The sequence below is a fragment of the uncultured Phascolarctobacterium sp. genome (assembly GCF_937920985.1).
Taxonomy (GTDB): domain Bacteria; phylum Bacillota; class Negativicutes; order Acidaminococcales; family Acidaminococcaceae; genus Phascolarctobacterium_A.
In genome coordinates this window covers 25,925-50,470 of record NZ_CALDXR010000004.1, presented here as the reverse complement: position 1 = coordinate 50,470, position 24,546 = coordinate 25,925, and the positions used below count along the sequence as shown (strand labels likewise).

Below are 24,546 nucleotides of genomic sequence, written 5' to 3'. Positions count from 1 at the left end.
GCGTAGTGGACTTTCACCACCTAGTTATCGCCCATGCTGGGCGCACCAGCAAAAAAATTGTGCGGTCGTAAAAAGCCGCACAATTTTTCTTTGCTCAATTTCTTTAGAAGCCAGCTGAGTTTTTGCACTATTATGCCTTACCTTTAATAATTTCACCCCATCCTACCCAAATTTTCCCTTTCGGGTGGGGCGCTGACACTCTTTTTGCGCTATAATGAAGGCAAGATAAGGAAGGGAGATGTTCCTATGTTTAAAGAAAACGACGAATGTTGTGCTATACAATGCGAAAAATGCGGCGGCACCATGTATTCCGACGCTGCCAGCACCAGCTTCATCTGCTCCTTCTGCGGCAGCAAGGAGCCTTGGCCGAACAGCGAAAATATTCTTGATAGCGAAATCAAGTATCGCCATAAGCCTGTAGAAGTTGTCAACGGTCTGGTAAAGCTGGGCCACGTATACTTTATGGAGCCTTTGCCCGAAATGCTCAAAAACGATACTCAAAGCATCGAAGATAAGCTGGGCGTTTTCAGCGCCCTCAGCACCAAGACTTACGAAGAAAGCCACACTATCAAGCTGCCCTGCCCGCTCTGCGGTGCCGATGTTACCGGCGAATCCACGCAGACTATTTTTACCTGCGAATACTGCGGTCACCGTCTGACGCAGGAAGAACTAAAGGCCGGCGGCTACAACAAGGACCAGCTCATCGGCGCAGGCTCCCGCAGCTACCCCTCCATCGCCCTGCCCTTCAAGCTCACTAAGGAGCAGGCCTTCGGCAGAGCACAGCTGCTGATGAAGCGTGAGCCGATGTCCTTCAAGGGTGCGGAAAAGGCCATCAAGGAAAAATTTACCGCCTTTTATACTCCCTATACACTTGCGGACCTGCGCGTCAAAGCGCAAATCTCCAGCAACAAGGGGGACTGCGAAATTTATCAGGAAGTTTTGAACTGGGTATATCCGCAAACCTACGTCTTTGACGAAAACGCCATCGATATGGTTGCTCCCTGGAACTTTGATGAGTTCGCCCCCTTCGACCCGGTATTTTTGGAGGGCGACGTGCATATCACCACCCGCAGCAACCTTTTCCCGGTGCAAAAATATCTTGACCGCATGATTAATGAGCAGCTTTGCAATAAGCTCTGCGAAAATTACGGCTTAAAGGATGTTAAGATTGAAAAATGGGCACGCAATCTCCGCAAGCATTCAGCTGACATCATGCTGCCGATTTATTATGTTGACTATACCGACAACAGCGCCGGCGAACGCTTCGTCATCGTAGTCAACGGTCAGACCGGCGCTGCCAGCGCCCGCTTCGTCAACAGCAAGGACAAGGTACGCAGCCTGCAGCTTCCCGCCAACAGCAAGCTGCCGCGCTTTGCAGAAACAACGCTGCGCACACCGCCGATGATTGTGCGTTACGTAAAGCCCAAATTTCTGCATGAGGTAATCCCGCCGGAAAAGGGCTTCAAAAAGAGCCTCTTCCAAATGCTCAAATTCTGGTAGAAAACGGGTTATTTTGTGTATAATTGTTGTAAAGCATAGAGTGTCTGGTCTCCTTTGTAGATTATGTTGTTTTGGTCGATAATATTTTACTACAATTCCAACACTTATTTATAGAACCTAAAAATCCCCTGACGCCAGCTTCATAGCAAGCATCAGGGGAAATTCCGGCAGCTCAGAAGAAACCGAGCTAACATCCGCTCTTAATAATTTATCGTATGAATTTCAAAATAAGCCTGCGGGTTTTTACAAATCGGGCAAACCTCCGGAGCCTTCGTACCTACAACGATATGTCCGCACTTGCGACACTCCCAAATTCTTACCTCGCTCTTAGCAAATACCTGCTGTGCCTCTACGTTGTGCAGCAACGCACGATAACGCTCCTCATGACGCTTCTCAATAGCTGCTACGCCACGGAACTGCTCTGCCAGCTCATAGAAGCCTTCGGCATCTGCCTCTTGGGCCATACGCACATACATATCCGTCCATTCGTGGTTCTCTCCCTCAGCAGCGTGCAGCAGATTTGCCGCAGTATCGCCAAGCTCGCCCAAAGCCTTAAACCATAGCTGTGCATGCTCCTTTTCGTTCTCTGCTGTCTGCAAGAACAAAGCAGCAATCTGCTCAAAGCCTGCTTCCTGCGCTACTTTAGCAAAATAAGTATACTTATTACGAGCCATAGACTCGCCAGCAAAGGCCTCTAACAGATTCTTCTCCGACTTTGTGCCAGCATAAGGATTCTTTGCCTTGTCGCCAGGAGTATCCTCGATTTTTACAAACTTATCTGCACCCTGCTTACAGATTGGGCAGACAAAATCAGCAGGCAGCTCCTCGCCTTCGTAGATATAACCACAAATTGAACATTTCCACTTCGACATTTTCTTTCTCGCTCCTTTTGTTAAATCTGCGCTGCGGTCCTGATACGTAGTATGCAGCATTGCTTCAGCCAGCTCGCTCAATGGTGCATCATAAAACTCCTTATAAAGCTGCTGAATTTCTTTATTTTCGTGAGACAGGTGTAGCTCCATTTCTGCATCCCGCTCATAAAGACCTTCGATACGGGCCTTGCGTGCTGCGTCAGCATCATAGGCAAAATCCTTCGGCTGCCCGCCGCCGCCGATGCAGCCGCCCGGACAGGTCATAACCTCTATAAAATGATATTTTTCAATGCCACCAGCTATAAGCTTGCGGACGTTTTCCGTTCCGTGAACCACTGCCACATTGATAACCCTGCCTGCTATATCCACGCTGGCCTCACGCAATCCATCATAGCCACGCACTGGCTCGAGCTTGAGTATTTCCTTAGGTGGCTGCTCACCCGTAAGATAAGCATAAGCAGTCCTGAGAGCTGCCTCCATCACGCCGCCTGTATTGCCAAAAATAACACCTGCACCAGAGGCCTCGCCCATAAATTTATCAAAATCGCTGTCCTCCAGGCTGGTAAAATCAATGCCTGCTTCCTTCGCCCACAGTGCCAGCTCCCTCGTCGTGATGACATTATCCATATCCCGCAATTCAGCTATACCCAACTTCTGCCCGGCAGCGTTCATTTTCTCACGGCGAATCTCAAATTTTTTCGCCGTGCAGGGAGTTAAGGCGACATTAACAATCTTCCTCGGATCAATGCCCATTTTCTGTGCGAAATAGGTTTTAATCGTCGGTCCCTGCATCCCTATCGGACTTTTAGCTGTAGAAACATGCGGCAGGAGCTCAGGGTAATAGGTTTCTGCAAACTTCACCCACGCCGGACAGCAGCTTGTAAACTGCGGCAGCGGCTTGTCAGTTTCACCTTTAATACGGGCAAGAAGCTCGCTTGCTTCCTCAACAATTGTTAAATCAGCCGCAAAGTTCGTATCCAGCACATAATCAACGCCCAGAGCACGCAAAAGCGCAACCATCTTCCCCTGCACGAACGCCCCCTTAGGCAGGCCGAATTCCTCGCCCAAAGCCACGCGTACAGAAGGTGACGTACTGACAATGACGATTTTGTCCTTATCCTGCACGGCAGCCTTAACCTCTGGATATTCATATACCTCGGTGATGCTGCCAACAGGGCAGACATTAGCACACTGACCGCAGTGAATACAGATAGCTCTGTCTCCGGTCTGCTCCAGCGCATAGGTTCCCAACACACCAACAGGACTTGTGCAGACATTACTGCACTGACCGCATTTGATGCACAATGACTCATTACGGACAATACTGGGATTATCCACTTCAATAGGCACCCTCACGGAAGTTGATAAATGCTTGCTCACAATATCATCTCCTCCAATATGAAATTTTAACAGCGCTCCCTTGACCTTTTATAAAGCACTATTATATCGTTTACATTATAACTCATTCCCAGCGTCTGTCAACAACTTATATTAATAAAAAATAATTTTACTTTAAAGGAAACTTTTCTCTAAAGCTCACTTCACCAGCCCCATCAGCGCCTAGAAAACCTGCGGCATGACCAGCGCTGGCAGCATATTCAGCAACTTGCATTCACGCAACTGCCAAACACATAAGCCTGAGCTCATGAGAAAAATGCATACTTGTCCATTCTATACGTCCCACGCTATCGCCTCCCCGTAACTAGGCATAAATCAGCTTTGCTGTCAGCAGCCTGCAGCTGCCCGCCAACAGCAAGCTGCCGCGCTTTGCCGAAACAACGCTGCGCACACCGCCGATGATTGTGCGCTATGTTAAACCCAAATTCCTGCATGAGGTAATTCCGCCGGAGAAGGGCTTCAAAAAGAGTCTTTTCCAGATGCTTAAATTCTGGTAAAAATCCGGCTATAGCCGGAGCATAATAAGCCACCTCCTTGTACAAAAAAGCAGAGAGCTGTGTTTCACGTGAAACACGGCTCTCTGCTTTTATCGTTACTGCAGGAAGCTTCCTGCCTTATCTTTTTTAGAACAGGGGCTTGCTGTTGCCACCCTTCGGCTTCTTCTGGTTCTTGATGCGCAGGCTGACGATAACCTCATCGCCCTCTACCGTCTGCTCCATGTTAACGGGAATACCAACGTCCTTAATAGCGTTGACAACCTGCTTAATACTGTTCAGGTAGATGCGGACGTCGTTGACAATTACCATGCGGCGGCGTTTTTCCTGCTGCTTGTCATCAAGCAGCTTGCTGATATATTCTTCAGTCTGGCGCACACTGTAGTTCTTGGCCACAATAACCTCCAGCACCTCCAGACGCTTGGCATCATCATCCAGCTTCAGCAAGGCGCGTGCATGACGCTCGCTCAGGCCGGCATCCACCAACACCTTGCGTACAGCAGGCGACAGGCGCAGCAAACGCAGCTTGTTGGCGATGGTGGACTGCTTCTTGCCTACGCGCGCAGCCATAGCCTCCTGCGTCAGGTGGAACTGCTCCATCAGCTGTTCGTAGCCCTCTGCCTCCTCCAGAAAATGCAGGTCCTCACGCTGCAGGTTTTCAATCAGCGCAATCTCTGCAATCTGCTGCGTAGTATAATCGCTGATAATCACCGGTACCTCCGTCAGCTTCGCCATACGGGAAGCACGCAGGCGGCGCTCACCGGCAATCAGCAGATAACGACCGTCCTCTGTCGGGGATACCAAAAGAGGCTGCAGCACGCCATATTGGGCGATGGAAGCAGATAGCTCCTCTAAGGCTGCCTCGTCAAAGCTTTTGCGTGGCTGATACGGGTTAGGGAAAATCTGCCCGATAGGCACCTTCACAACCTTCACCTCATTTACGGCCTTACGCTCACCAATAATACCGCAATCTGTATCTAATACCGAAAATCCATCATCTACTAACATTTGCTTCCCCCTATCTAGCGCCTAAGGGCTGTTTTTCCGGCGTACCTGCCTTACGCGGGTACTGCGCCGGTGTTGTTTTGATTTTAGCTATCTTTATTATAGCACGTCCATCGTCAAGACCGGGTAATTTTACAGGCTCTGCACTAATAATTTTGCCGCCGAGAATTTTTACCGCAGCCTCACCCTCGGTAATTTCCTCAGCAAACTTGCTGCCCTTCAGGGCGATAAACTGACCACCCTTTTTGGCCAGCGGCAGGCAATATTCGCTCAGCACGCTCAAACGTGCCACCGCGCGCGCCGTTACATAATCATATTTTTCGCGATGCTTTTTATCGCGACCGGCATCTTCCGCACGCAAATGCTCACAACGGATGCCCTTCAGCCCCAGCTCCTCAATCACCTGCTGCAAAAAGCGCAGGCGCTTGCCCAGGGAATCAATCAGTGTCACCTTCAGCTCGGGGCAATAAATTTTCAGCGGTACACCGGGAAAGCCCGCGCCCGTGCCCACGTCTGCCAGGGTTTTGCCGGCCATCTCCGCCTCGTAGGCCAGCAGGCTGTCTACCATATGCTTTACGGCAACCTCCTCAGGCTCGGTAATCGCGGTAAGGTTCATCACCTTATTGGTTTCCACCAGCAGCTCGTAATAACGGCTGAACTGCTCCAGCTGCAGCGGCGTAAAGCTCAAACCGGCCTCCGCACCCTTTTCGGCTAAAATTTCTGCAAAGGTCATTCTTCCTGCTCCTTTCGGCGTTTCAGCTCCAGCGCAATCATCAGCACACTGATGTCAGCAGGCGAAACACCGCTGATACGCGATGCCTGACCGATATTCGCCGGACGTACCTTGTCCAGCTTTTCAGCGGCCTCGCTGGAAAGCTCCTTAATCGCACGATAATCTATATCATCAGGCAGGCGCTTGTTTTCCAGCTTCATAAAGCGCTCAACCTCCTGACGCTGTTTCGTAATATAGCCCTCATACTTAGCGAAAATCTCGGCCTGCTCCGCTACCTGCGGTGCCAGCTCCGGCAAGTCAAATGCCTGCTGCAGCTTGCTGTAGGTAACCTCCTTGCGGCGCAGCAAATCCAAAAGATTGCTGCCGCTGCGCAGCGGCGCCGTACCCATAGCCTCCAGCTTAGCATTGTTTTCCGCACTGGGAGAAATATTCTGCTTGCCCAGCTCGCTCACCGTGCGCTCCAGCGCACTGCGCTTTTCGGTGAAAATGCCGTAGCGCTTATCATCAACAAGACCAATAGCCCTGCCCTTTTCCGTCAAGCGCAAATCCGCATTATCCTGACGCAGCAGCAGGCGGTATTCCGCACGCGAGGTCATCATTCTGTAAGGCTCGGACGTGCCCTTGGTAACAAGGTCATCAATCAGCACGCCGATATACGCCTCATCACGGCGCAGCACCAGCGGCTCGCGTCCGTTAATCTTCATCATCGCATTGATCCCTGCCATCAGACCTTGGGCAGCAGCCTCCTCGTAGCCGCTGGTGCCATTGGACTGACCGGCACTAAACAAGCCGCTGATGGCCTTATGCTCCAAAGACGGACGCAGCTGCAGCGGATCAAGGCAATCATAATCTATGGCATAGCCTGCACGCATCATCTTGCAATGCTCCAGACCGGGAATCGTCTGCATAAACTGCAGCTGAATATGCGCCGGCAAAGAAGAGCTCATGCCCTGTACATACATTTCATTGGTGCTGCGTCCCTCAGGCTCAATAAACAGCTGATGACGCTCCTTATTGGCAAAGCGCACAATCTTAGATTCGATAGACGGGCAGTAACGCGGGCCGACACCCTCAATCATACCATTATACATACCGGATAAATGCAGGTTATCGCGGATAATCTTATGTGTAGCCTCATTCGTATAAGTCAGGTAGCAGGGCACCTGCTCACGCGTTTTGATATCGCTGATAAAGGAGAAATTGCGCACCTCCTCATCGCCATACTGCGGCTCCATCTTGCTGTAATCAAGACTGCGGGCATCAATACGCGCCGGCGTACCGGTTTTGAAGCGCATCAGCTCCACGCCGTTCTCCAGCAGCGAAGCAGACAGCTTCTGCGCACTGCGCAGACCGTTCGGACCGCATTCATAATTAACCTGGCCGTAAACAATACGGCCGCGCAGATAAGTACCGGTAGCCAGAATAACGCACTTCGCCTCGAAAACCTCGCCCGTTTCGGCCTCCACGCCAACAACCGCACCGTTTTCCACCAGCAGCTTATCAATCATCAGCTGCTTCAGCTCCAGATTCTCCTGATTCTCAACAATCTTTTTCATCAAAGTGTGATAAAAAGGCTTATCCTCCTGACCGCGCAGAGCATGCACGGCATAGCCCTTACCGGTATTCAAAAGACGCATCTGGATACACGCCAAATCCGCACTGATACCCATCTGGCCGCCCAAAGCATCAAGCTCACGCACCAGATGTCCCTTAGCAGGACCGCCGATAGACGGATTGCACGGCATCAGCGCCACATTATCCAGAGACAGCGTCGCCAGCAGCGTCTTGCCGCCCAGGCGGGCAGCAGCCAGCGCCGCCTCCACGCCTGCGTGGCCGGCACCAACCACAATTACATCAAATGTATCTGTAATATAACTCATCTTAATAGACCTCTTAAAAATATATGTATTAGTGAACGCACAACAAAATTTTTCATTGCAGAGCGATACGTTAATTGCAACGCACAACCCACTTCAGCCTCGCCTCGCTACGCTCGGCACCTTCCCCAAGGGGCAGGCAAGAGGGTTCATAGAACACAATTAGCTGAAAGCCCGAACTAGCAATTAATATATCAACAACCCTCAGTCATCGCCTACGGCGATGCCAGCTCCATTGCAGGGAACATATAAAAGGCTAGTAGTTGACACCAACTTAAGCAATTAACATATCGTGTAAGGAATAGCAATTTTAGCAAATGAGTGTCTGGTACCATAGAAGTGTCGCAACTGTTTGAGCGCTAAGCCAACTACTTTAGCATTATTTCTTTGCATAGCGCGAGTTTTGCGGCACTTCGTCCTGGTTCCACACGAAATTTGCGTTGTGCCCTATGGCACGGGAAAATTGCTTCTGACTGGAACGATATTTAATTGCGGCGCACAACCCCTCTCCGTCATCGCTTCGCGATGCCACCTCTCCCCAAGAAGAGGCCAGAAGAAAGCTTAAAGCAAAAGACATGTTAACTGCAAAATGAAACAACCCTCAGTCATCGCCTACGGCGATGCCAGCTCCCTTGCAGGGAGCATATAGAAAGTTAGAGTTTCAATATATCATTATATCTTCCCTGAAAGGGAAGGTGGCTGCGAGCTTCAGCGAGCAGACGGAAGGGTTGCGTCGCTTCCCCCTACTTACCGATACAGAACCTCTCAAAAATCTCATTGATAATCTCATCCTGCACCGTATCACCCGTAATCTCCCCTAACAGGTCAATCGCCGAGCGCACATCAATCACAATACAATCATACGGCAAATAATCCTGCGCCGCAACCTCCGCATCCTGCAAACCAGCCAGCGCCTCACGCAGCAAACGCTCCTGACGCGCATTCTGAATATACGCACCATCATCAAGCGTACCCTTACTGCCATAAACATAACTCTTCAGCCAGGCAGTAAACGCCTCAATACCAACAAGAGTCTTGGCAGAAAGCGTCATCACCTTATCAGCACCAAAACGCTCACGCAGCTGCACCAAATCAACCTGCTGCGGCAAATCGCTCTTATTCACAATCACCACACAGGGCTTCCCGGCCGCAGCCTCTAAAATCGCCTCATCCTCAGCCGTCAGGCCCTCGCTGCCATCAATCACGCAGATAACCAGCTCCGAATCCGCCAACAGCTGGCGGCTCTTCTCCACGCCGATTTTCTCCACAAAATCCTCGGTAGCACGAATGCCTGCAGTATCCGCCAGCACCAGCGGCACACCATCAAGCAGCAGCTGTTCCTCAATAACATCACGCGTCGTACCGGCGTACTGCGAAACAATCGCGCGCTCCTCCCGCAGTAAAGCGTTCAGCAGACTAGACTTACCCACGTTCGGACGTCCCACAATAGCAGTACGCAAGCCCTCGCGCAAAATCTTGCCCGTATGCGCATGCGCCAGCAAATGCTCAATGCCGCTGCACACAGTAGTCAAGCTCTCCTGCACCCTGCCATAGGTAACATCCTCGATATCCTCCTCCGGATAATCAATCACAGCCTCCAGATTAACAACCACATCCACAAGCTGCTTACGCAAACTGCGCAGCTCACCTGCCAGCTGGCCCTGCTGCTGACGCGCAGCCAGCTTCAGGCTCGTCTCACTGCGCGAACGGATAATATCCATAACCGCCTCAGCCTGCGTCAGGTCAATCCTGCCATTCAAAAACGCGCGCTTCGTAAACTCGCCAGCCTCTGCCGGACGCGCACCGGCAGCAAAAGTCAGCTGCAGAATCTTCTGCAGCGGCTGCACACCGCCGTGGCACTGGATTTCCACCACATCCTCCGCCGTATAGGAACGGGGAGCACGCATATACACCGCCAGCACCTCATCTACCAGGCTGCCGTCCACATCATAAACATGGCCATAAGCAAGCGTATTCACCGGATATGCACCCAGCGCCCTGCCCGAAGCCGCCTTAAACAAGGACTCTCCCACTGCCAGCGCCTCAGGTCCGCTAATACGCACAATACCTACAGCACCCTCGCCAAGAGCCGTAGTAACAGCACTAATTGTATCCTCAGCCATATGACACCCCTTCTTTTATCTGTACCGCACAAAAAGCTCAGTACGGAAAAAAGGCTGCCGCAAATAAGCCTCTAATTAACTTAACGCGACAGCCTTGCTTTATATTTTATTTTTTCAGCTCGATAACCACATGACGATAAGGCTCATCGCCCTCGCTCAGAGTAGTAACACGACGGTCACCCTGAAGTGCCATATGGATAATCTTGCGCTCGTGCGGATTCATAGGCTCCAGGGCTACGCGCTCACCGGTACGTTTAACCTTATCTGCCAGACGTGCAGCCAGGCGGTTAAGAGTCTCAATACGGCGGTCACGGTAATCCTCCACATCAATGATTACACGCACACGCTCGTTGCTGTTCTTATTAGCAACAAGATTAGTCAGGTATTGCAAGCTGTCTAAGGTCTGTCCATGCTTGCCGATTAAAATACCCATATCATCACCATGCAGGCGGAAGGTAACGCTGCCGTCATTTTTGTTGATGAATTTTTCCATAGCAACCTCAATATGCATAGCATTGAAGATTTTCTGCAAAAATTCCTTAGCAGCAGCAACTGCCTCATCACTTACATTGTATTTACGCGGTTCGCGGTTCTGACGTTCGCGGCGCTCGCTCTTCAAAGCATTCAGCGCTGCAATAGCATCATCCACTGCGTCATCCTTAGCATCTGCAGCCTTCTTCTTGAAGTCTTCAGCAGCTACAGCAGCATCAGCCTTCACAGCATCTGCCTTTTTAGCCAGAGCACCGGCAGCAACAGCAGCGGCCTCCTTCACTGCAGCTACAGCGTCAGCAGCAGCCTCGCTTACTGTTTTCTCAGCAACGGGTGCAGCCTCTGCAGGTTTTTCTTCAACTGCAGGCTTAACGCTTACGCGTACACGGGCATCCTTACGGCCAAAGCCTAAAAAGCCCTTCTTTGCTTCTTCTAATACTTCAACAACAGCCTCATCAGCTGTAACATTCAGTTCTGCCAAAGCTGCTGCAACAGCTTCGTCCACACTCTTACCGGTCTTTTCAACAAAAGCCATCTTTACCAACTCCTATACGCTTACACGTTATTTAGCCGCAGCTCTGTTCATAATAGACTGCTGTGCAATCTGCATAATATTCATTACAACCCAATACAGAACCAGGCCTGCAGGGAAGGTCAAGCTGATATAACCGATGAACAACGGCATGAAGTACATCATCATCTTGTTCTGTGCACCACCGCCGCTTGCCGGCATAGTCTGCTTAGTCTGAATAAAGGTAGTCAATGCGGAAAGCACCGGCAGAACATAGGTCGGATCTGCCTTGGAAATATCAGCCAGCCATAAAAAGCTGGTAATGAGTTCCGGATGTGCTGCATAGTTGTAATCACGGATACCGTAGAAAATACCAATCATGATCGGCATCTGGATGAGCAGAGGCAGGCAGCCTGCCAGCGGATTAACGCCTTCGCTCTTATATAAATTAGCTAGCTCCATATTCAGGCGCTGTTTATCATCCTTATATTTTTCCTGCAAAGCCTTCATCTTCGGCTGAATTTCCATCATAGCCTTAGTTGACTGAATCTGCTTTTGAGTCAGCGGATACATAATCAGCTTAATAATAATGGTCATTAACACAATAGCCAGGCCAAGGTTCGGTATACCAATGCTCTCAGTAAAGTTATAGAGCACAGTTAACACCTGTTGTACGATATTAGCGAGAAAATCCAAGATATCACTCCTTAATAAACAAAGTGTTATAGCTTAATAGTATGCTTACGGCACCGGGTCATAGCCACCGGGATGAAAGGGATGGCATTTAGCAATACGCTTAATCGCCAGCCAGGTACCCTTCACCGGTCCCTTCTTCTGAATCGCTTCAATAGCATACGCTGAACATGTAGGATAAAACCTGCAGGTCGGCGGTTTCAGCGGTGATATAAAAATCTGATAGAATCTTATACACAAAATCAGTAACCTGCTCATAGCCTTCTATCCTTATTACTGCAGCAGAGCTGCCCTTTTTGCCAGTCTTAAAAATACACGCTCAAAAGTCTTGTAGTCAGCCTTTGTCAGCTTCTTGCGAGCCACCCAAACTATATGATAGCCCTTTTTGAGTTCTGCCTTATGCATGCGGAATACCTCACGCATCATACGCTTAACACGATTGCGCACCACAGCGCAGCCAAGCTTTTTGCCCACTGCCAAACCAATTTTTATATCCTCGCCCTGTTCCGGAAGAATATAAAAAACCGACATAGCGTCAACAACAGTGCGTCCTTTAACATAGACAAGCTGGAAACTTTTCTTCGATTTAAGTCGATTTAATTTTTTTAAAGTAAACTTTTTCTTTTGCATCAAATGCACACCTGCCCGCATGGAAAAAATAGGCCACTTGCGCGGCCTATTTTATAATGTTATGCAGACAATTTCTTTCTGCCTCTAGCACGTCTTCTTTTGAGAACTTGACGACCGCCCAAAGTTTTCATTCTTTCTCTGAAACCATGAGTTCTTTTTCTTCTGAGATTGTTAGGTTGAAAAGTACGCTTCATTCAGTATTCCCTCCTTATCCACCGCAAAATTTTATCAATTTCTAATGTATGTGAATATTGATAGCTGTTATTTGTTATACCAACGCGGCTGTAACGCGCTTTTTCAGCACCTGCAGCACCACGCAAGGTATTACTAACTTATTATATGGGAAAATAAAAACTTCGTCAAGTAAAAACCGCTATTTTTCTGCCAACTGCGAAATTTTTCTTGGGAAATTTGCGAAGTTATCCACAGTCTGCTAAAATATATATGGAAATTTAGCTTCTCTTGTAATTTAACCGGCGCTTACACGCCCTTCCGCGGGCAATGCAGGCTGTCGTTTTTATTTTTCTAATTTTAGCGAGAAAGGATGTATCTATATGAATTCCTATGATTTAGCGGAAATCTGGGTCAGATGTAAGGACAAATTAAAGGAATCCTTTAATGAAAAGGTTTTTAACGTCTGGATAAAACCTATTATGCCGTTAGAGGTGACAGATACCTACTACAAAGTAGCTGTCAAAAACGATTTCTTTAAAACTATGCTGGAGGAAAACTACGCTCAGGTTATCGAAGGCGTCCTTGCAGGCATTATGAGCAAAAACATCAAGCTCATCATCGAAACCATGGACAACGGCAGCAGCGACAATTCTCCGGCCGAAGAGCTGCCCGCTATACCTGCCAAGCGTGAACAGCAGCAGCTGTTTAACGAAAACACCTCTGTGCAGCAGCCCGATGAAAGCAACCTGAACCCTAAATACGTTTTTGAAACCTTTGTCATCGGCAACTCCAACCGCTTTGCCCACGCAGCAGCGCAGGCAGTAGCCAATGACCCGGCGCACGCCTACAATCCTCTCTTCCTTTATGGCGGCGTTGGTCTGGGAAAAACACATCTGATGCACGCTATCGGCAACCGCATCAAGCAGAATAATCCCAGCATGAAGGTACTGTACACCTCCAGTGAAAAATTCACCAACGAAATCATCAACTCTATTCAGAACAAAACCACGGAAGCCTTCCGTCAGAAATATCGCAATATCGACTGTCTGATTATCGACGATATCCAGTTTCTGAAGGGAAAGGAGCAGACGCAGGTAGAATTCTTCCATACATTTAATGCACTGAAGGATGCCGATAAGCAGATCATCATCTCCAGTGACCGTCCCCCCCGCGAAATTGAAACGCTGGAAGACCGCCTGCGTTCCCGTTTTGACCAGGGACTGACAGCTGACATCCAGACACCTGACCTGGAAACACGTATGGCCATCCTGCGTACCAAGGCAGCATCCGACAATATCACCCTGCCTACCGATGTCATCACCCTGCTGGCAACCAACATCGCCACCAACATCCGTGAAATCGAAGGCGCCTACAACAAAATAGTAGCATATACCTCCCTGATGCATATGCCCATCACTGTAGAAACTGCGCAAAAGGTTCTCGCAGACATGGGCAACGATATCAAACTCAAAAGCAAAACCATCACCTTTGAAGGCATCATCAAGGTTATTGCTGACCACTACAATGTAAAGCAGGATGAGCTGTTCAATAAGAAGCGTACCCAGAACATTGCCTTCCCGCGTCAGGTAGCTATGTATCTTTGCCGTGAACTGGCTGATTTATCTTATCCGCGTATCGGTGAACTCTTTGGCGGACGTGACCATACCACCGTTATCCATGCTTATGAAAAAATCAGCAAATGCAAAAACAGCAGCCTCGCCTTCCAAAACGAGCTGCAGGAAATCATAGAAATCTTACGGCAATAACAGTAAAAAAGTTATCCACAAAAACTGTTGATAACTTGCCCCTAAACTGTGCATAACTTTGGGGCACCAGTTGATAAAATTTTTCCCTGTAGATTGTGTGTATATTATTTCCCGGTTATCAACAGCTTTATATACATGGGAAATAACCCATCACGACTGAGCTTGCGGTACTTTTCCACATAACTAACAGGCTCTACTACTACGTCGACTACTTTTTATATATTATAACAGTATTAAAAAACCAAGGAGGACTGTGAACAAATGATAATTTCCTGTAATACCAACAGCTTAAATAAAGCCATCCAGACAGTTCAAAGAGCAATTATTTCCAAGCCAAGCACACCTATCTTTTCCGGTATTCATGTAATCGCATCAGCTGACAAGCTGGAAATACAAGCTATGGATTTAAACATGGCTATTTCCTGCACCATTGATGCTGAAATCAGCGAACCGGGGGAAATAGTTGTTTCTGCCAAGCATTTTGCTGACCTTATCCGTAAATTGCCCGGTGAAAGCCTGACTATCAGCAAAAATGCTGAAAAGCATGCTATTAAAGTAAGCTCCGGTAAATCTGAATATCAGCTCTTCTTAATGAATGAAGATGATTATCCTAAATTTCCCACCTTTGATGCAGACAGAACCATTGCACTTGATGACAGCATGATTAAGGAGCTGATTAAAAAGACGATCTTCTCCTGTTCTACTGATGAAGCAAGACCTCTGTTTACCGGTATCCTCGTAGAGGCTAAAGACGGCAAAATTACCTTTGTCGGCACCAATACCCATCGTCTGGCTATCAAATCTCTGCCTTATGAGGGAAATGAAGCTATCAGCATGATTATCCCTTCCAAGGTACTGACGGAAATTTCCCGTAATCTGACCGGCGAAGTACCGCAGCAGGTAATTATTTCCCTGCTCAATAACCAGATTATGGTTGTAATTGATAACGTTGTTATCGTTTCCCGCCTGATTGAAGGCCAGTTCCCGGATTACCGTCGTGTTATCCCGCCTAAATTCGCTCTGACCAGCAAGGTCAACATTAAAGAGCTGGCAGGCGCTGTTGAACGCGTGGCACTCTTCTCTACTGACGGAGACTACAGCATTATAAAAATGAGCGTAGCTGCTGAGGAAATTACTATTACCAGCAGCAGCCCGGATGTTGGTACCGGCCTGGAGGTTGTTGCCTGCCAGACTGTTGGTGACCCGCTGAATGTTGCCTTTAATGCTAAGTATATCCTGGATATTCTGAAGAACCTGGAAGCAGAAGAAGCAGTTTTATCCATGAATACCTCTCTCAGCCCTGTTTGCGTTACCTGCGCTGAAGAGCCTGATTATACCTATATCGTTACTCCGGTACGCGTTGTTTTCTAAGGAGCGGCTATTATGCAAAAAGAAACTGTAGAAATCAGAACAGAATTCATTACTATGGATAAGCTGCTGAAGTTTTCCGGTGTTGCTGATACCGGAGGCCAGGCATTTATGATGGTTGAAGATGGCGTTGTCCGCCTGAACGGCCAGCTGGTAACGGAAAAACGCAAAAAGGTACATCCTGGCGATGTAGTTAATATTGATGACCAGATAGAGCTGACCGTTGCTAAAGAAGCTTAATGAAAATCAATAGTCTTTATGCGGTTAATTTCCGCAATTATGGAAGCTGCCAGCTGCAGCTTCCTGCTATGATTAATGTTTTTTACGGGCAAAACGCCCAGGGAAAGACTAATCTGCTGGAGGCTATCTTTTATGGTGCCTTCGGTATGTCGCACCGTACCTCGGCTGAAGAGGAAATGCTGAAAATGGGTACGGAAGCGATGGCTGTAGGCGTAGAATATGCCAGCTTCAGCGGCAGTCACGAGGTAAAAATCAAAAAATACCGTCAGCATGAGCGTTGGCATAAGGAAATACTGCTTGACGGTGCGCGCGTGCGTCCTAAGGAGCATTATGGCGCGCTGAATGCAGTGATGTTTTCGCCGGAGGATTTGCAGCTGGTCAAGGGTGAGCCTGCCTTAAGACGTCGCTTCTTTGATATGCAGATTGCGCAGACTGATGCTGTTTACTACGATCTGCTGCTGAAGTATAACCGCGTGCTGCTGCAGCGCAACCGTCTTTTAAAGGAGCTGCGTGATAACGGTGGCAGTGCTGAGGTGCTGCAGCCTTGGAACGAGGAATTTATTCGTCTGGCAGCAGCTATTGTACGCAGGCGTTTGGCAGCGCTGGCAAAGCTGCAGGCTATTGCCGGCGAGATTTACTCTTCGATTACGCAGGGCAGCGAAATGCTGCAGGTGCGTTATGAGCAGAAGGCCAACAACAGCGAGCTGCTTTATCCGCAGTCTGCTGCGGAAGCCACAGAGGATTTTTATCGCGACAGGTTGCTGGAGCGTCAGCGCATCGATATTCTGCGCGGCAATACAGGCATCGGCCCCCACCGCGACGATTTGCAGCTTTTGCTCAATGGTCTGTCCCTGCGCTCCTTCGGCTCCCAGGGACAGCAGCGCAGCGGTGCCCTGGCACTGAAGCTGTCGCAGCTGCAGTATGTCAAAAACGAGCTGGGCGAATTCCCCGTCCTGCTATTAGATGACGTTATGAGCGAGCTTGATAACAGTCGCCGCTCCCAGCTGCTGCTGTTTATCGACGGCAGAGTGCAGACCTTTATCACAGTAAATGACCGCGAGCTGATACCGGAGCTTGCAGGCAATGCTTATTTTAAAATTTCCGGTGGCTGTATAAGCGAGGCCTGATTATGTATGCTGAAAATTTAGAGGCTACGGAGGAGGTTATCCGCCGTCTGTTTGACCCGCGCCGCACCTATAAAGATGTTTATATTTCGCCGAAAATCAAAATGGCTTATCTGCAGCATTATCTGGAAAGCAGATGGAGCGAGATTGTGGGCGAAAACCTGGCGCGCAGCTGTGCGATTGAAAAAATCAGCGGCAACGAGCTTTATGTGCGTACGGCCAACAGTATGCTGGCTAATGAGCTGTATATGATGCAGCAGCTGTTCCTGCAAAAAATCAACTCCTTTTTGCTGGGACGTGTGCTGATAAAAAAGGTTTACTTTCATACCGGCAGCTTTTTCAAAAAGCAGGAGCAAAAGGCCAAGGAGGCCGAGCCACCTGCCCCGCCTGCGGAATATACAAAATGCCCTGTCTGTGGTGCCCAAATGCGCAAGGGACTGGCAATGTGCAGCATCTGTGAGCGCGAGCAGCGCGAGGAGCTGCGCAGCAAGCTGGCGGAGCTGCTGCGGATTCAGCCCTGGCTGAAGTATGAAGATTGTCTGGCCTACTACAAATGTGATAAAATATTATTTACGGCTGTAAAGGAAAGCCTGCAAAGCTACTACTTTGAGCGTGTACGCTGCGGCTTTGCCGATAAGAAGGAAAGTTTGCTGGCGGTAATGTTTCTGCTGGAGAAGCAGCCGGAGGAAATTACCTTAGCTTTATATGAAAATGCTTTAACTTATTTAAGGAGGGATCAGGGTGTATCTGCATTTGGGAGTAGATTACATGGTAAAAAATAGTGAGATTATCGCTATTTTTAATTTGAATCACCCTCAGTCACTGGTTTATGACGATTTCGTCAAGAAGTATGGCTCACGCTATAAGGTGGTTGATGCTTCCGGCGGCGAAGGCTATTATAGCTGTGTTCTGACCGGTGATACGATGTATTTGTCCTCGATTTCTTCGGTGACTTTGAAAAAACGCGCTGAATCAGGTTTTCTGGACGGCGCTGTCTATACTAATCTAGAAATTTTAAAACGGAGGTAAATATGACCCAGGAAATTGATATTGAAGAAGCTACAGCGGTCAAGGGCAATTATAACGCTGAACAGATTCACGTGTTAGAAGGCCTGGAGGCTGTACGCAAAAGACCTGCTATGTATATCGGCAGTACGTCCTCCCGCGGTCTGCACCATCTGGTGTATGAGGTTGTGGACAACAGTATTGACGAGGCTTTGGCCGGTTACTGCAGTGATATCAAGGTAATTATCCATAAGGATAACAGTATTACAGTTGTCGATAACGGCCGTGGTATCCCCGTGGATATGATGAAAAAGGAAAAGAAGCCTGCTGTTGAGGTTATCATGACGGTGCTGCATGCCGGTGGTAAGTTCGGTGACGGCGGCTACAAGGTTTCCGGCGGCCTGCATGGTGTAGGTGTTACCTGCGTTAACGCTTTGAGTGAGCATATGGAGGTTGAGGTTCGCCGCGGCGGTAAATGCTACGGTATTGAATTCAAGCAGGGCAAGACCTCTAAAAAGCTTTATGAAAAGGGCGATTGCGATGTTACCGGTACTACGGTGCATTTCAAGCCGGATGCTACTATCTTTACGGAAACTGAATACAGCTATGATACCCTGCGTCTGCGTATTCGTGAGCTGGCCTTTTTGAATAAGGGCATTACCATTTCTCTGACTGATGAGCGTGCCGAGGATAAGAGTGAAACATTCCATTTTGCCGGCGGTATTATCGAATATGTCGAATTTATGGATAAGGACAAGGATAAGATTAATCCGAAGCCGATTTATCTGGAGGGCGAAAAGAACGCTGTTATCGTTGAGGTTGCTATGCAGTACTGTGATACCTACAGCGAGAACATTTTCACCTATGTCAACAACATCAACACTGAGGAAGGCGGTACTCATCTGAGCGGCTTCCGTAAAGCGTTGACACGTACAATTAATGCTTATGCGCGCAAGGCTAACCTGCTCAAGGAAAATGAAGATGCGCTGAGTGGTGATGATGTACGTGAGGGCCTGACTGCAGTTTTGAGCCTGAAAGTACAGAACCCGCAGTTCGAAAGTCAGACCAAAATTAAGCTGGGCAACAGTGAGGTTATGCCAATCGTAGATAACCTGGTTGGCGATACCCTGGCCGAGTTTATGGAGGAAAATCCGCAGGTTGCCAAAAAGCTGGTGGAAAAGGCTATTATTGCTGCACGCGCCCGTCTGGCAGCGCGTAAGGCACGTGAGCTGACACGCCGTAAGAACGCTATGGATTTGGGCGGTCTTCCCGGCAAGCTGGCTGACTGCAAGAGCCGTAATGTTGAGGATACCGAGATTTATCTGGTCGAAGGTGATTCCGCAGGCGGCAGCGCTAAGCAAGGTCGTAATAGTGACTTCCAGGCTATTTTGCCGCTGCGTGGTAAAATCCTCAATGTAGAAAAGGCACGTCTTGATAAGGTGCTGAGCAGTGAAGAAATCCGCAATATGATTACCGCCTTCGGCTGTGGTATCGGCGATGATTTCAATCTGGAGAAGGCACGTTATGGCAAGATTATTATTATGACAGATGCCGACGTCGACGGTGCGCATATCCGTACGCTGCTGTTGACCTTCTTCTACCGTTATATGCAGCCCCTGATTAAGGAAGGCCATGTGTTTATTGCACAGCCGCCGCTGTATTTAATCCGTAAAAACCAGAAGCAGCATTACTACGCTTACAGCGATGAAGAATTGAAGCAAATCCTCGACGAGGTTGGCCGCGATACTAACCCGTATGTACAGCGCTACAAAGGCTTAGGCGAGATGAACCCCGGCCAGCTGTGGGAAACAACTATGGATCCTGCTGCACGTACTATTCTGCAGGTTCATCTGGAGGACGCTGCTGAAGCAGACCGCATTTTCTCTATCCTGATGGGCGATAAGGTTGAGCCGCGTCGTCAGTTTATCGAGGATAATGCGAAGAAGGTTCGTAACCTGGACCTGTAAGCAGGCTTGTAGCATAAAAAGAGGTGCTTTAAATGGTTAAAATTAAAAAAGGACTTTCTGATGCAGATATGCTGAAGGGCTTCAGCGAGGAGCTGACCTTTGAAAATGGCATGTATGCTGATGAAAAGGTTAAGCAAAGCAAATTAAAGGGTGCTAAGGCACCTGCAAAAAAAGAGCTGCTGCTGCCGGAGAATGCACAGGAGCGCCTGAACCGTTTTCTTTTGGAAATCAGCATGGAATGGCTGAAGAACAAGAATGGTGATTGCACATGGAAGGTTCTCAAGGAAAACGGCCAAATTGTGATTAAGCCTGTCGCTGTAGCGAAAAAATAATGGCTGGCAAGCTTTTTGTACTGCCTGAGCTGGAGCTGCGCATGATGTTTCACGTGAAACATCACGCTGCTGCACTCTCTCCTACTGACACTTTGTTGGTGGTTGCTGGCGGACGCGGACCTAAACTAGAGTGGCTGCACAGTGTCAGTGACGGCAAGAAAATTTACTGCGCCGACCGCGGTGCTGAGTATTGCTTCGCAGCTGGCTGTGTGCCGACGGAGCTGTTTGGCGACTGCGACAGCTCATCGCAGGCTGTTTATCAGCAGGCACGCGCTGCAGGTACTGTAGTGCACAGTTTTAATCCTGCAAAGGATGATACTGACTTACAGCTTTTACTGCATAATTTGCCTGAGGGAGACATTCTTGCTACCGGCATTTGGGGCGGGCGCTTCGACCATTTATACAGCAACGTCTATACGCTGCTGGGTGTAAAAAAGCAACGTGGTTGTCAGGTGATGTTGGCAGATGATAAGGAATTTATGCTGCTGCTGACAGCAGGCGAAAGCGTAAAGCTGAAGCTGCAGGCTGCAGCCGAAGCTGTTTCGTTGCTGCCCTTAAGCGAAAGCACGACAGTAGATTTTACCGGCGTGCGCTGGCCGCTGCAGCAGGCAACGCTGCGCCAGCTCTACCCCTACGCTATCAGCAATGAAGTTAATGCTGATGCCGAAAAAATCTGCTGCACCTGTCATAGCGGCGCTTTAGGCTTGTATATCCGTTGGGCGGAAGGCAGTAAATAGGTAAAAGTGAATAGTGTATAGTGTGCAGTGAATAGTTAAAAGTTAAAAGTGTATAGTGAATAGTGAATAGTTAAGGCGTGCATTCTGATATTGGAAACAATGAACTCCATTCTCTTAAAACTAACCACTAATAACTGACAACTAATCACTAGTCACCGAAATGAGGGGAATTTTTTGGAAACTTTTGTGGCGAATTTAGATACGACGACAGTTATCTTCCTGATTATCTCAGGCTTTATAGCTTCGTTTATTGATTCAACAGTTGGCGGCGGCGGTTTAATTTCCACCCCTGCCCTCTTGAGCCTGGGCTTGCCTGTTCCCTATGCCTTGGGAACAAACAAGCTGGCAGCCTCTATCGGCTGCTTCACCAGTGTGCTCTCCTTTTGGCGCGCCGGTAAAATAAAAAAGGCAGCCTTTACGCTGATGCCGCTTTCGTTTATTGGTTCAGCCTTAGGTGCTTATGTAGTTTACCTGCTGCCGGAGCAGCTGATGAAAAATATCATCGTCGTGCTTTTGGTTGCTGTTGCTGTTTATACCTATCGCCGTAAGGATTGGGGCGATGCCGGTACGATAGAAAAGCTTGGTATGCAGGCTTTAATCGGTGCTATTGTCATGGCGTTTGCCATGGGCTTTTATGATGGCTTCTTCGGTCCCGGTACAGGCTCCTTCCTGATTTTTGGCTTTTTGTATTTGGGCTATGACTTTGTAACGGCTGCCGGTAATGCCAAGGCGTTGAATTTTGCCAGCGGCGTGGGTGCGTTGGTATCCTTCGCTGTCAGCGGCACGATTATCTGGAGCTATGGCCTGATTATGGCTGCGGCGATGATTGCCGGTGCTGTTGTCGGTACCCGCCTGGCGATTAAAAAGGGCGCTTCCTATGTGCGCCCCTTGTATTTGTTGGTTACTACCCTGCTGATTGGCAAGCAGGTTTATGAGATATTATTAAAATAACCTGTGCTGAGGCACTCTGCCCTATTTAACAGGTTGTGATATTGTTTTTTGTAAAGGAAAGGTGATAAAGTGGATTTAGAGAATACCACTGGTAAAGTTCTTCCCGTATACATCGAAGAGGAAATGCAAAAATCCTATATCGATTATGCGATGAGCGTTATCATCCAACGTGCTTTACCTGATGTCCGCGATGGTCTGAAGCCTGTACATCGCCGTATTTTATACGCAATGCAGGAAGCAGGCATGACTCCGACGAAGCCCTATAAAAAATCCGCTCGTATCGTCGGTGACGTTTTAGGTAAATATCACCCTCATGGTGATAGTTCCGTATATGATGCAATCGTGCGCCTGGCGCAGGATTTCTCTACCCGCTATCTGATGGTAGACGGCCATGGTAACTTCGGCAGTATTGACGGCGACAGTCCGGCAGCAATGCGTTATACCGAGGTACGTATGGCTAAAATTGCTGAGGCAATGCTTGAGGATATCGAAAAGGATACAGTTGATTTTGTACCTAACTATGATGAATCCTTAAAAGAGCCAAGCGTACTTCCTTCTAAGGTCCCTGCTCTGCTGATTAACGGCAGTGCCGGTATCGCAGTAGGTATGGCTACTAACATTCCGCCGCACAATCTGTGTGAGGTTGTTAATGGCCTGGTTATGCTGATTGATAACCCTGATGTAGAAATTCCGCAGCTGATGACAGCTATCAAAGGCCCTGACTTCCCGACCGGTGCCTGCATTTTGGGCAATGAAGGCATCACCAGCGCTTATAACACCGGCCGCGGCGTTGTAAAAATTCGTGCTAAAGCTGAGATCGTGCCTGCTAACAAGGGCAAGCACCATATAGTTATTACCGAAATCCCCTACCAGGTTAACAAAGCTAACCTGATTAAGGATATTGCTAACCTGGCTAAGGATGGCGTAATCGAAGGTATTACCAAGGTTGATGACTTCTCCAGCCTTAAAGACGGCATGAAGATTGTTGTTGAGCTGAAGAGTGATGCTGTTCCTGACGTTGTTCTGAACCGTCTGTACAAGCATACCGCCCTGCAAAGCTCCTTTGGTATCATTATGCTGGCGCTGGTTAACGGTCAGCCGCGTGTCCTGAACCTCAAGCAGGTTCTGGAATACTATCTGGAGCACCAGAAGGACGTTATTACCAGACGTACCCGCTACGAGCTGGGCAAGGCCAAGGACAGAGCTCACATCTTAGAGGGCTTGAAGATTGCCCTGGATAATATTGATGCTGTAATCAGCACCATCCGCGGCAGCGCAACAGCAGAAATTGCCCGCACCGCTTTGATGGAAAACTTTAAACTGAGCCAACGTCAGGCACAGGCTATTCTGGATATGCGTCTACAGCGCCTGACCGGCCTGGAGCGCAAGAAGATTGACGAAGAATATGCCGACCTGCTGGAAACTATTGACTGGCTGGAAAGCGTGTTGGCAGATGAGCATAAGGTTATGAACATTATCAAGGAAGACCTGCAGGAAATGAAGAAGCGTTTCGGTGACGAGCGTCGTACCGAAATTTCCATCGACAGCTCCGAAATGGATATCGAGGATCTGATTGCCGAAGAGGATATCGTTGTAACCATCAGCCATCAGGGCTACATTAAACGCCAGACTCTCGACAACTTCCGTAGCCAAAAACGCGGTGGCGTAGGCAAAACCGGCGGCAGCGGCAAGAAGATTGATGATTCGGCAGAGCATCTCTTCCTCTCCACTACTCATCATAACATTCTCTTCTTTACCAACCGTGGCCGTGTATATCGCCAGAAGGGCTATGAAATCCCCGAAGCAAGCCGCACAGCTAAGGGCACAGCTATTATCAATCTGCTGGCACTGATGCCTGGTGAAAAGATTACGGCTGTTATTCCGGTGAAGGAATTCAGAGAAGAGCAGTACATGTTTATGGCTACCAATAAGGGTACCGTCAAGAAAATCAACCTTAAGGATCTGGAAAGCGTCCGCAAAAACGGCATGATTGCTATTAATCTGGACGATGATGAGGATCTGATCGGTGTTGAACTGACTGACGGCAACAGCGAAATCATCCTGGCAACCCGCAACGGTATTGCTATCCGCTTTGATGAGCAGGATGTACGCACCATGGGACGCACTGCACATGGCGTAAAGGGTATTTCCCTCAACTATGGCGATGAGGTTGTAGCTATGGACAGCGTTTCCGATGAGGATTCCGAGGTGCTGACGGCAACTGAATTCGGCATGGGCAAGCGTACCGAGGTTAAGGAATACCGTAAGCAGACTCGCGGCGGCAAGGGTATCATCAATATGAAGATTACCGAAAAAACTGGTCTGGTAATCGGCATGAAGGTTATTAACCCGGATCAGGAAATCATGATGATTACCGCGGCCGGTCTGATTATCCGTACCGATGTGGACCAGATTTCCCAATATGGCCGTAATACCCAGGGCGTAAAGCTGATGACCTTGAACGATGATGACAAGGTTGTTTCTCTGGCAGCAATCCATCATGAAGAGGATGCTGAATAAATTAGTTTATTTGTTTTAACGTATATGTTTTCTAGAA

The 24,546-nt window shown here is 48.6% G+C and carries 22 protein-coding genes; 12 read left to right on the top strand and 10 right to left on the bottom strand.

Going from position 1 to position 24,546, the window contains the following annotated elements:
- The first annotated feature begins 246 nt into the window (after positions 1–246).
- On the top strand, positions 247–1,500 hold the full coding sequence (locus Q0612_RS00575; RefSeq protein WP_298879399.1) for a hypothetical protein: 1,254 nt from the start codon (positions 247–249) through the stop codon (positions 1,498–1,500).
- Positions 1,501–1,700: 200 nt separating this feature from the next.
- Here Q0612_RS00575 and rbr read toward each other — a convergent pair whose 3' ends face one another.
- From rbr to rpmH, 10 genes are all read right to left on the bottom strand, one after another.
- Positions 1,701–3,752 carry a rubrerythrin gene (rbr, locus tag Q0612_RS11885; RefSeq protein ID WP_367181669.1) on the bottom strand — a complete coding sequence of 684 codons (2,052 nt, stop codon included), beginning with the start codon at positions 3,750–3,752 and terminating at the stop codon, positions 1,701–1,703.
- A gap of 641 nt (positions 3,753–4,393) precedes the next feature.
- Positions 4,394–5,272, bottom strand: a complete 879-nt coding sequence (locus Q0612_RS00560; RefSeq protein WP_021721203.1) for a ParB/RepB/Spo0J family partition protein — start codon at positions 5,270–5,272, stop codon at positions 4,394–4,396.
- 10 nt (positions 5,273–5,282) lie between these two features.
- Positions 5,283–6,002, bottom strand: coding sequence for a 16S rRNA (guanine(527)-N(7))-methyltransferase RsmG (rsmG, locus tag Q0612_RS00555; RefSeq protein ID WP_021721202.1), 720 nt, complete (start codon positions 6,000–6,002; stop codon positions 5,283–5,285).
- On the bottom strand, positions 5,999–7,882 hold the full coding sequence (gene mnmG / locus Q0612_RS00550) for a tRNA uridine-5-carboxymethylaminomethyl(34) synthesis enzyme MnmG (protein WP_298879390.1): 1,884 nt from the start codon (positions 7,880–7,882) through the stop codon (positions 5,999–6,001). The genes rsmG and mnmG overlap by 4 nt, the downstream gene beginning before the upstream one ends.
- 740 nt (positions 7,883–8,622) lie before the next feature.
- A complete protein-coding gene (gene mnmE, locus Q0612_RS00545) occupies positions 8,623–10,002 on the bottom strand; it encodes a tRNA uridine-5-carboxymethylaminomethyl(34) synthesis GTPase MnmE (protein ID WP_298879387.1) in 1,380 nt (459 codons plus the stop codon).
- A 106-nt stretch (positions 10,003–10,108) separates the two neighbouring features.
- Positions 10,109–11,026, bottom strand: a complete 918-nt coding sequence (gene jag, locus Q0612_RS00540) for an RNA-binding cell elongation regulator Jag/EloR (protein WP_298879384.1) — start codon at positions 11,024–11,026, stop codon at positions 10,109–10,111.
- 27 nt (positions 11,027–11,053) lie between these two features.
- The gene (locus tag Q0612_RS00535) at positions 11,054–11,698 is read right to left on the bottom strand and encodes a YidC/Oxa1 family membrane protein insertase (protein ID WP_021720085.1); all 645 of its coding nucleotides are present in this window, start codon (positions 11,696–11,698) and stop codon (positions 11,054–11,056) included.
- A gap of 45 nt (positions 11,699–11,743) precedes the next feature.
- Positions 11,744–11,953 carry a membrane protein insertion efficiency factor YidD gene (yidD, locus tag Q0612_RS00530; RefSeq protein ID WP_044484312.1) on the bottom strand — a complete coding sequence of 70 codons (210 nt, stop codon included), beginning with the start codon at positions 11,951–11,953 and terminating at the stop codon, positions 11,744–11,746.
- Between the two features lie 15 nt (positions 11,954–11,968).
- A complete protein-coding gene (rnpA, locus tag Q0612_RS00525; RefSeq protein WP_293695196.1) occupies positions 11,969–12,325 on the bottom strand; it encodes a ribonuclease P protein component in 357 nt (118 codons plus the stop codon).
- Between the two features lie 59 nt (positions 12,326–12,384).
- Positions 12,385–12,519 (bottom strand): 50S ribosomal protein L34, encoded by a 135-nt coding sequence (gene rpmH, locus Q0612_RS00520; RefSeq protein ID WP_021718820.1) that lies wholly within the window; start codon positions 12,517–12,519, stop codon positions 12,385–12,387.
- Between the two features lie 360 nt (positions 12,520–12,879).
- On the opposite strand from rpmH, the gene dnaA reads away from it, so the two are divergent.
- The 11 genes from dnaA to gyrA all read left to right on the top strand — a co-directional run bounded on the left by dnaA (position 12,880) and on the right by gyrA (position 24,509).
- Positions 12,880–14,265 carry a chromosomal replication initiator protein DnaA gene (gene dnaA, locus Q0612_RS00515; RefSeq protein ID WP_021720088.1) on the top strand — a complete coding sequence of 462 codons (1,386 nt, stop codon included), beginning with the start codon at positions 12,880–12,882 and terminating at the stop codon, positions 14,263–14,265.
- 261 nt (positions 14,266–14,526) lie between these two features.
- Complete coding sequence (gene dnaN, locus Q0612_RS00510) at positions 14,527–15,636, top strand: DNA polymerase III subunit beta (protein WP_298879379.1); 1,110 nt, start codon at positions 14,527–14,529, stop codon at positions 15,634–15,636.
- Positions 15,637–15,648: 12 nt separating this feature from the next.
- A complete protein-coding gene (locus Q0612_RS00505) occupies positions 15,649–15,873 on the top strand; it encodes an RNA-binding S4 domain-containing protein (RefSeq protein ID WP_021720090.1) in 225 nt (74 codons plus the stop codon).
- Positions 15,873–17,000: a DNA replication/repair protein RecF gene (gene recF / locus Q0612_RS00500; protein WP_293829872.1), complete on the top strand. Its 1,128-nt coding sequence runs from the start codon at positions 15,873–15,875 to the stop codon at positions 16,998–17,000. Before Q0612_RS00505 ends, recF begins: the two co-directional genes overlap by 1 nt.
- Before the next feature lie 2 nt (positions 17,001–17,002).
- Positions 17,003–17,779: a DUF721 domain-containing protein gene (locus tag Q0612_RS00495; protein WP_298879376.1), complete on the top strand. Its 777-nt coding sequence runs from the start codon at positions 17,003–17,005 to the stop codon at positions 17,777–17,779.
- Positions 17,766–18,026 (top strand): extracellular matrix regulator RemB, encoded by a 261-nt coding sequence (gene remB / locus Q0612_RS00490; RefSeq protein ID WP_298879373.1) that lies wholly within the window; start codon positions 17,766–17,768, stop codon positions 18,024–18,026. The genes Q0612_RS00495 and remB overlap by 14 nt, the downstream gene beginning before the upstream one ends.
- A gap of 2 nt (positions 18,027–18,028) precedes the next feature.
- Complete coding sequence (gene gyrB / locus Q0612_RS00485) at positions 18,029–19,969, top strand: DNA topoisomerase (ATP-hydrolyzing) subunit B (RefSeq protein WP_298879370.1); 1,941 nt, start codon at positions 18,029–18,031, stop codon at positions 19,967–19,969.
- 32 nt (positions 19,970–20,001) lie between these two features.
- Positions 20,002–20,301, top strand: a complete 300-nt coding sequence (locus tag Q0612_RS00480) for a hypothetical protein (protein ID WP_293829866.1) — start codon at positions 20,002–20,004, stop codon at positions 20,299–20,301.
- Entirely contained in the window at positions 20,301–21,038 is a 738-nt protein-coding gene (locus Q0612_RS00475) for a thiamine diphosphokinase (protein ID WP_298879366.1), read from the top strand. The genes Q0612_RS00480 and Q0612_RS00475 overlap by 1 nt, the downstream gene beginning before the upstream one ends.
- 174 nt (positions 21,039–21,212) lie before the next feature.
- The gene (locus tag Q0612_RS00470) at positions 21,213–21,989 is read left to right on the top strand and encodes a TSUP family transporter (protein ID WP_293829862.1); all 777 of its coding nucleotides are present in this window, start codon (positions 21,213–21,215) and stop codon (positions 21,987–21,989) included.
- A 69-nt stretch (positions 21,990–22,058) separates the two neighbouring features.
- A complete protein-coding gene (gene gyrA / locus Q0612_RS00465; RefSeq protein ID WP_298879362.1) occupies positions 22,059–24,509 on the top strand; it encodes a DNA gyrase subunit A in 2,451 nt (816 codons plus the stop codon).
- Positions 24,510–24,546: the final 37 nt, after the last annotated feature.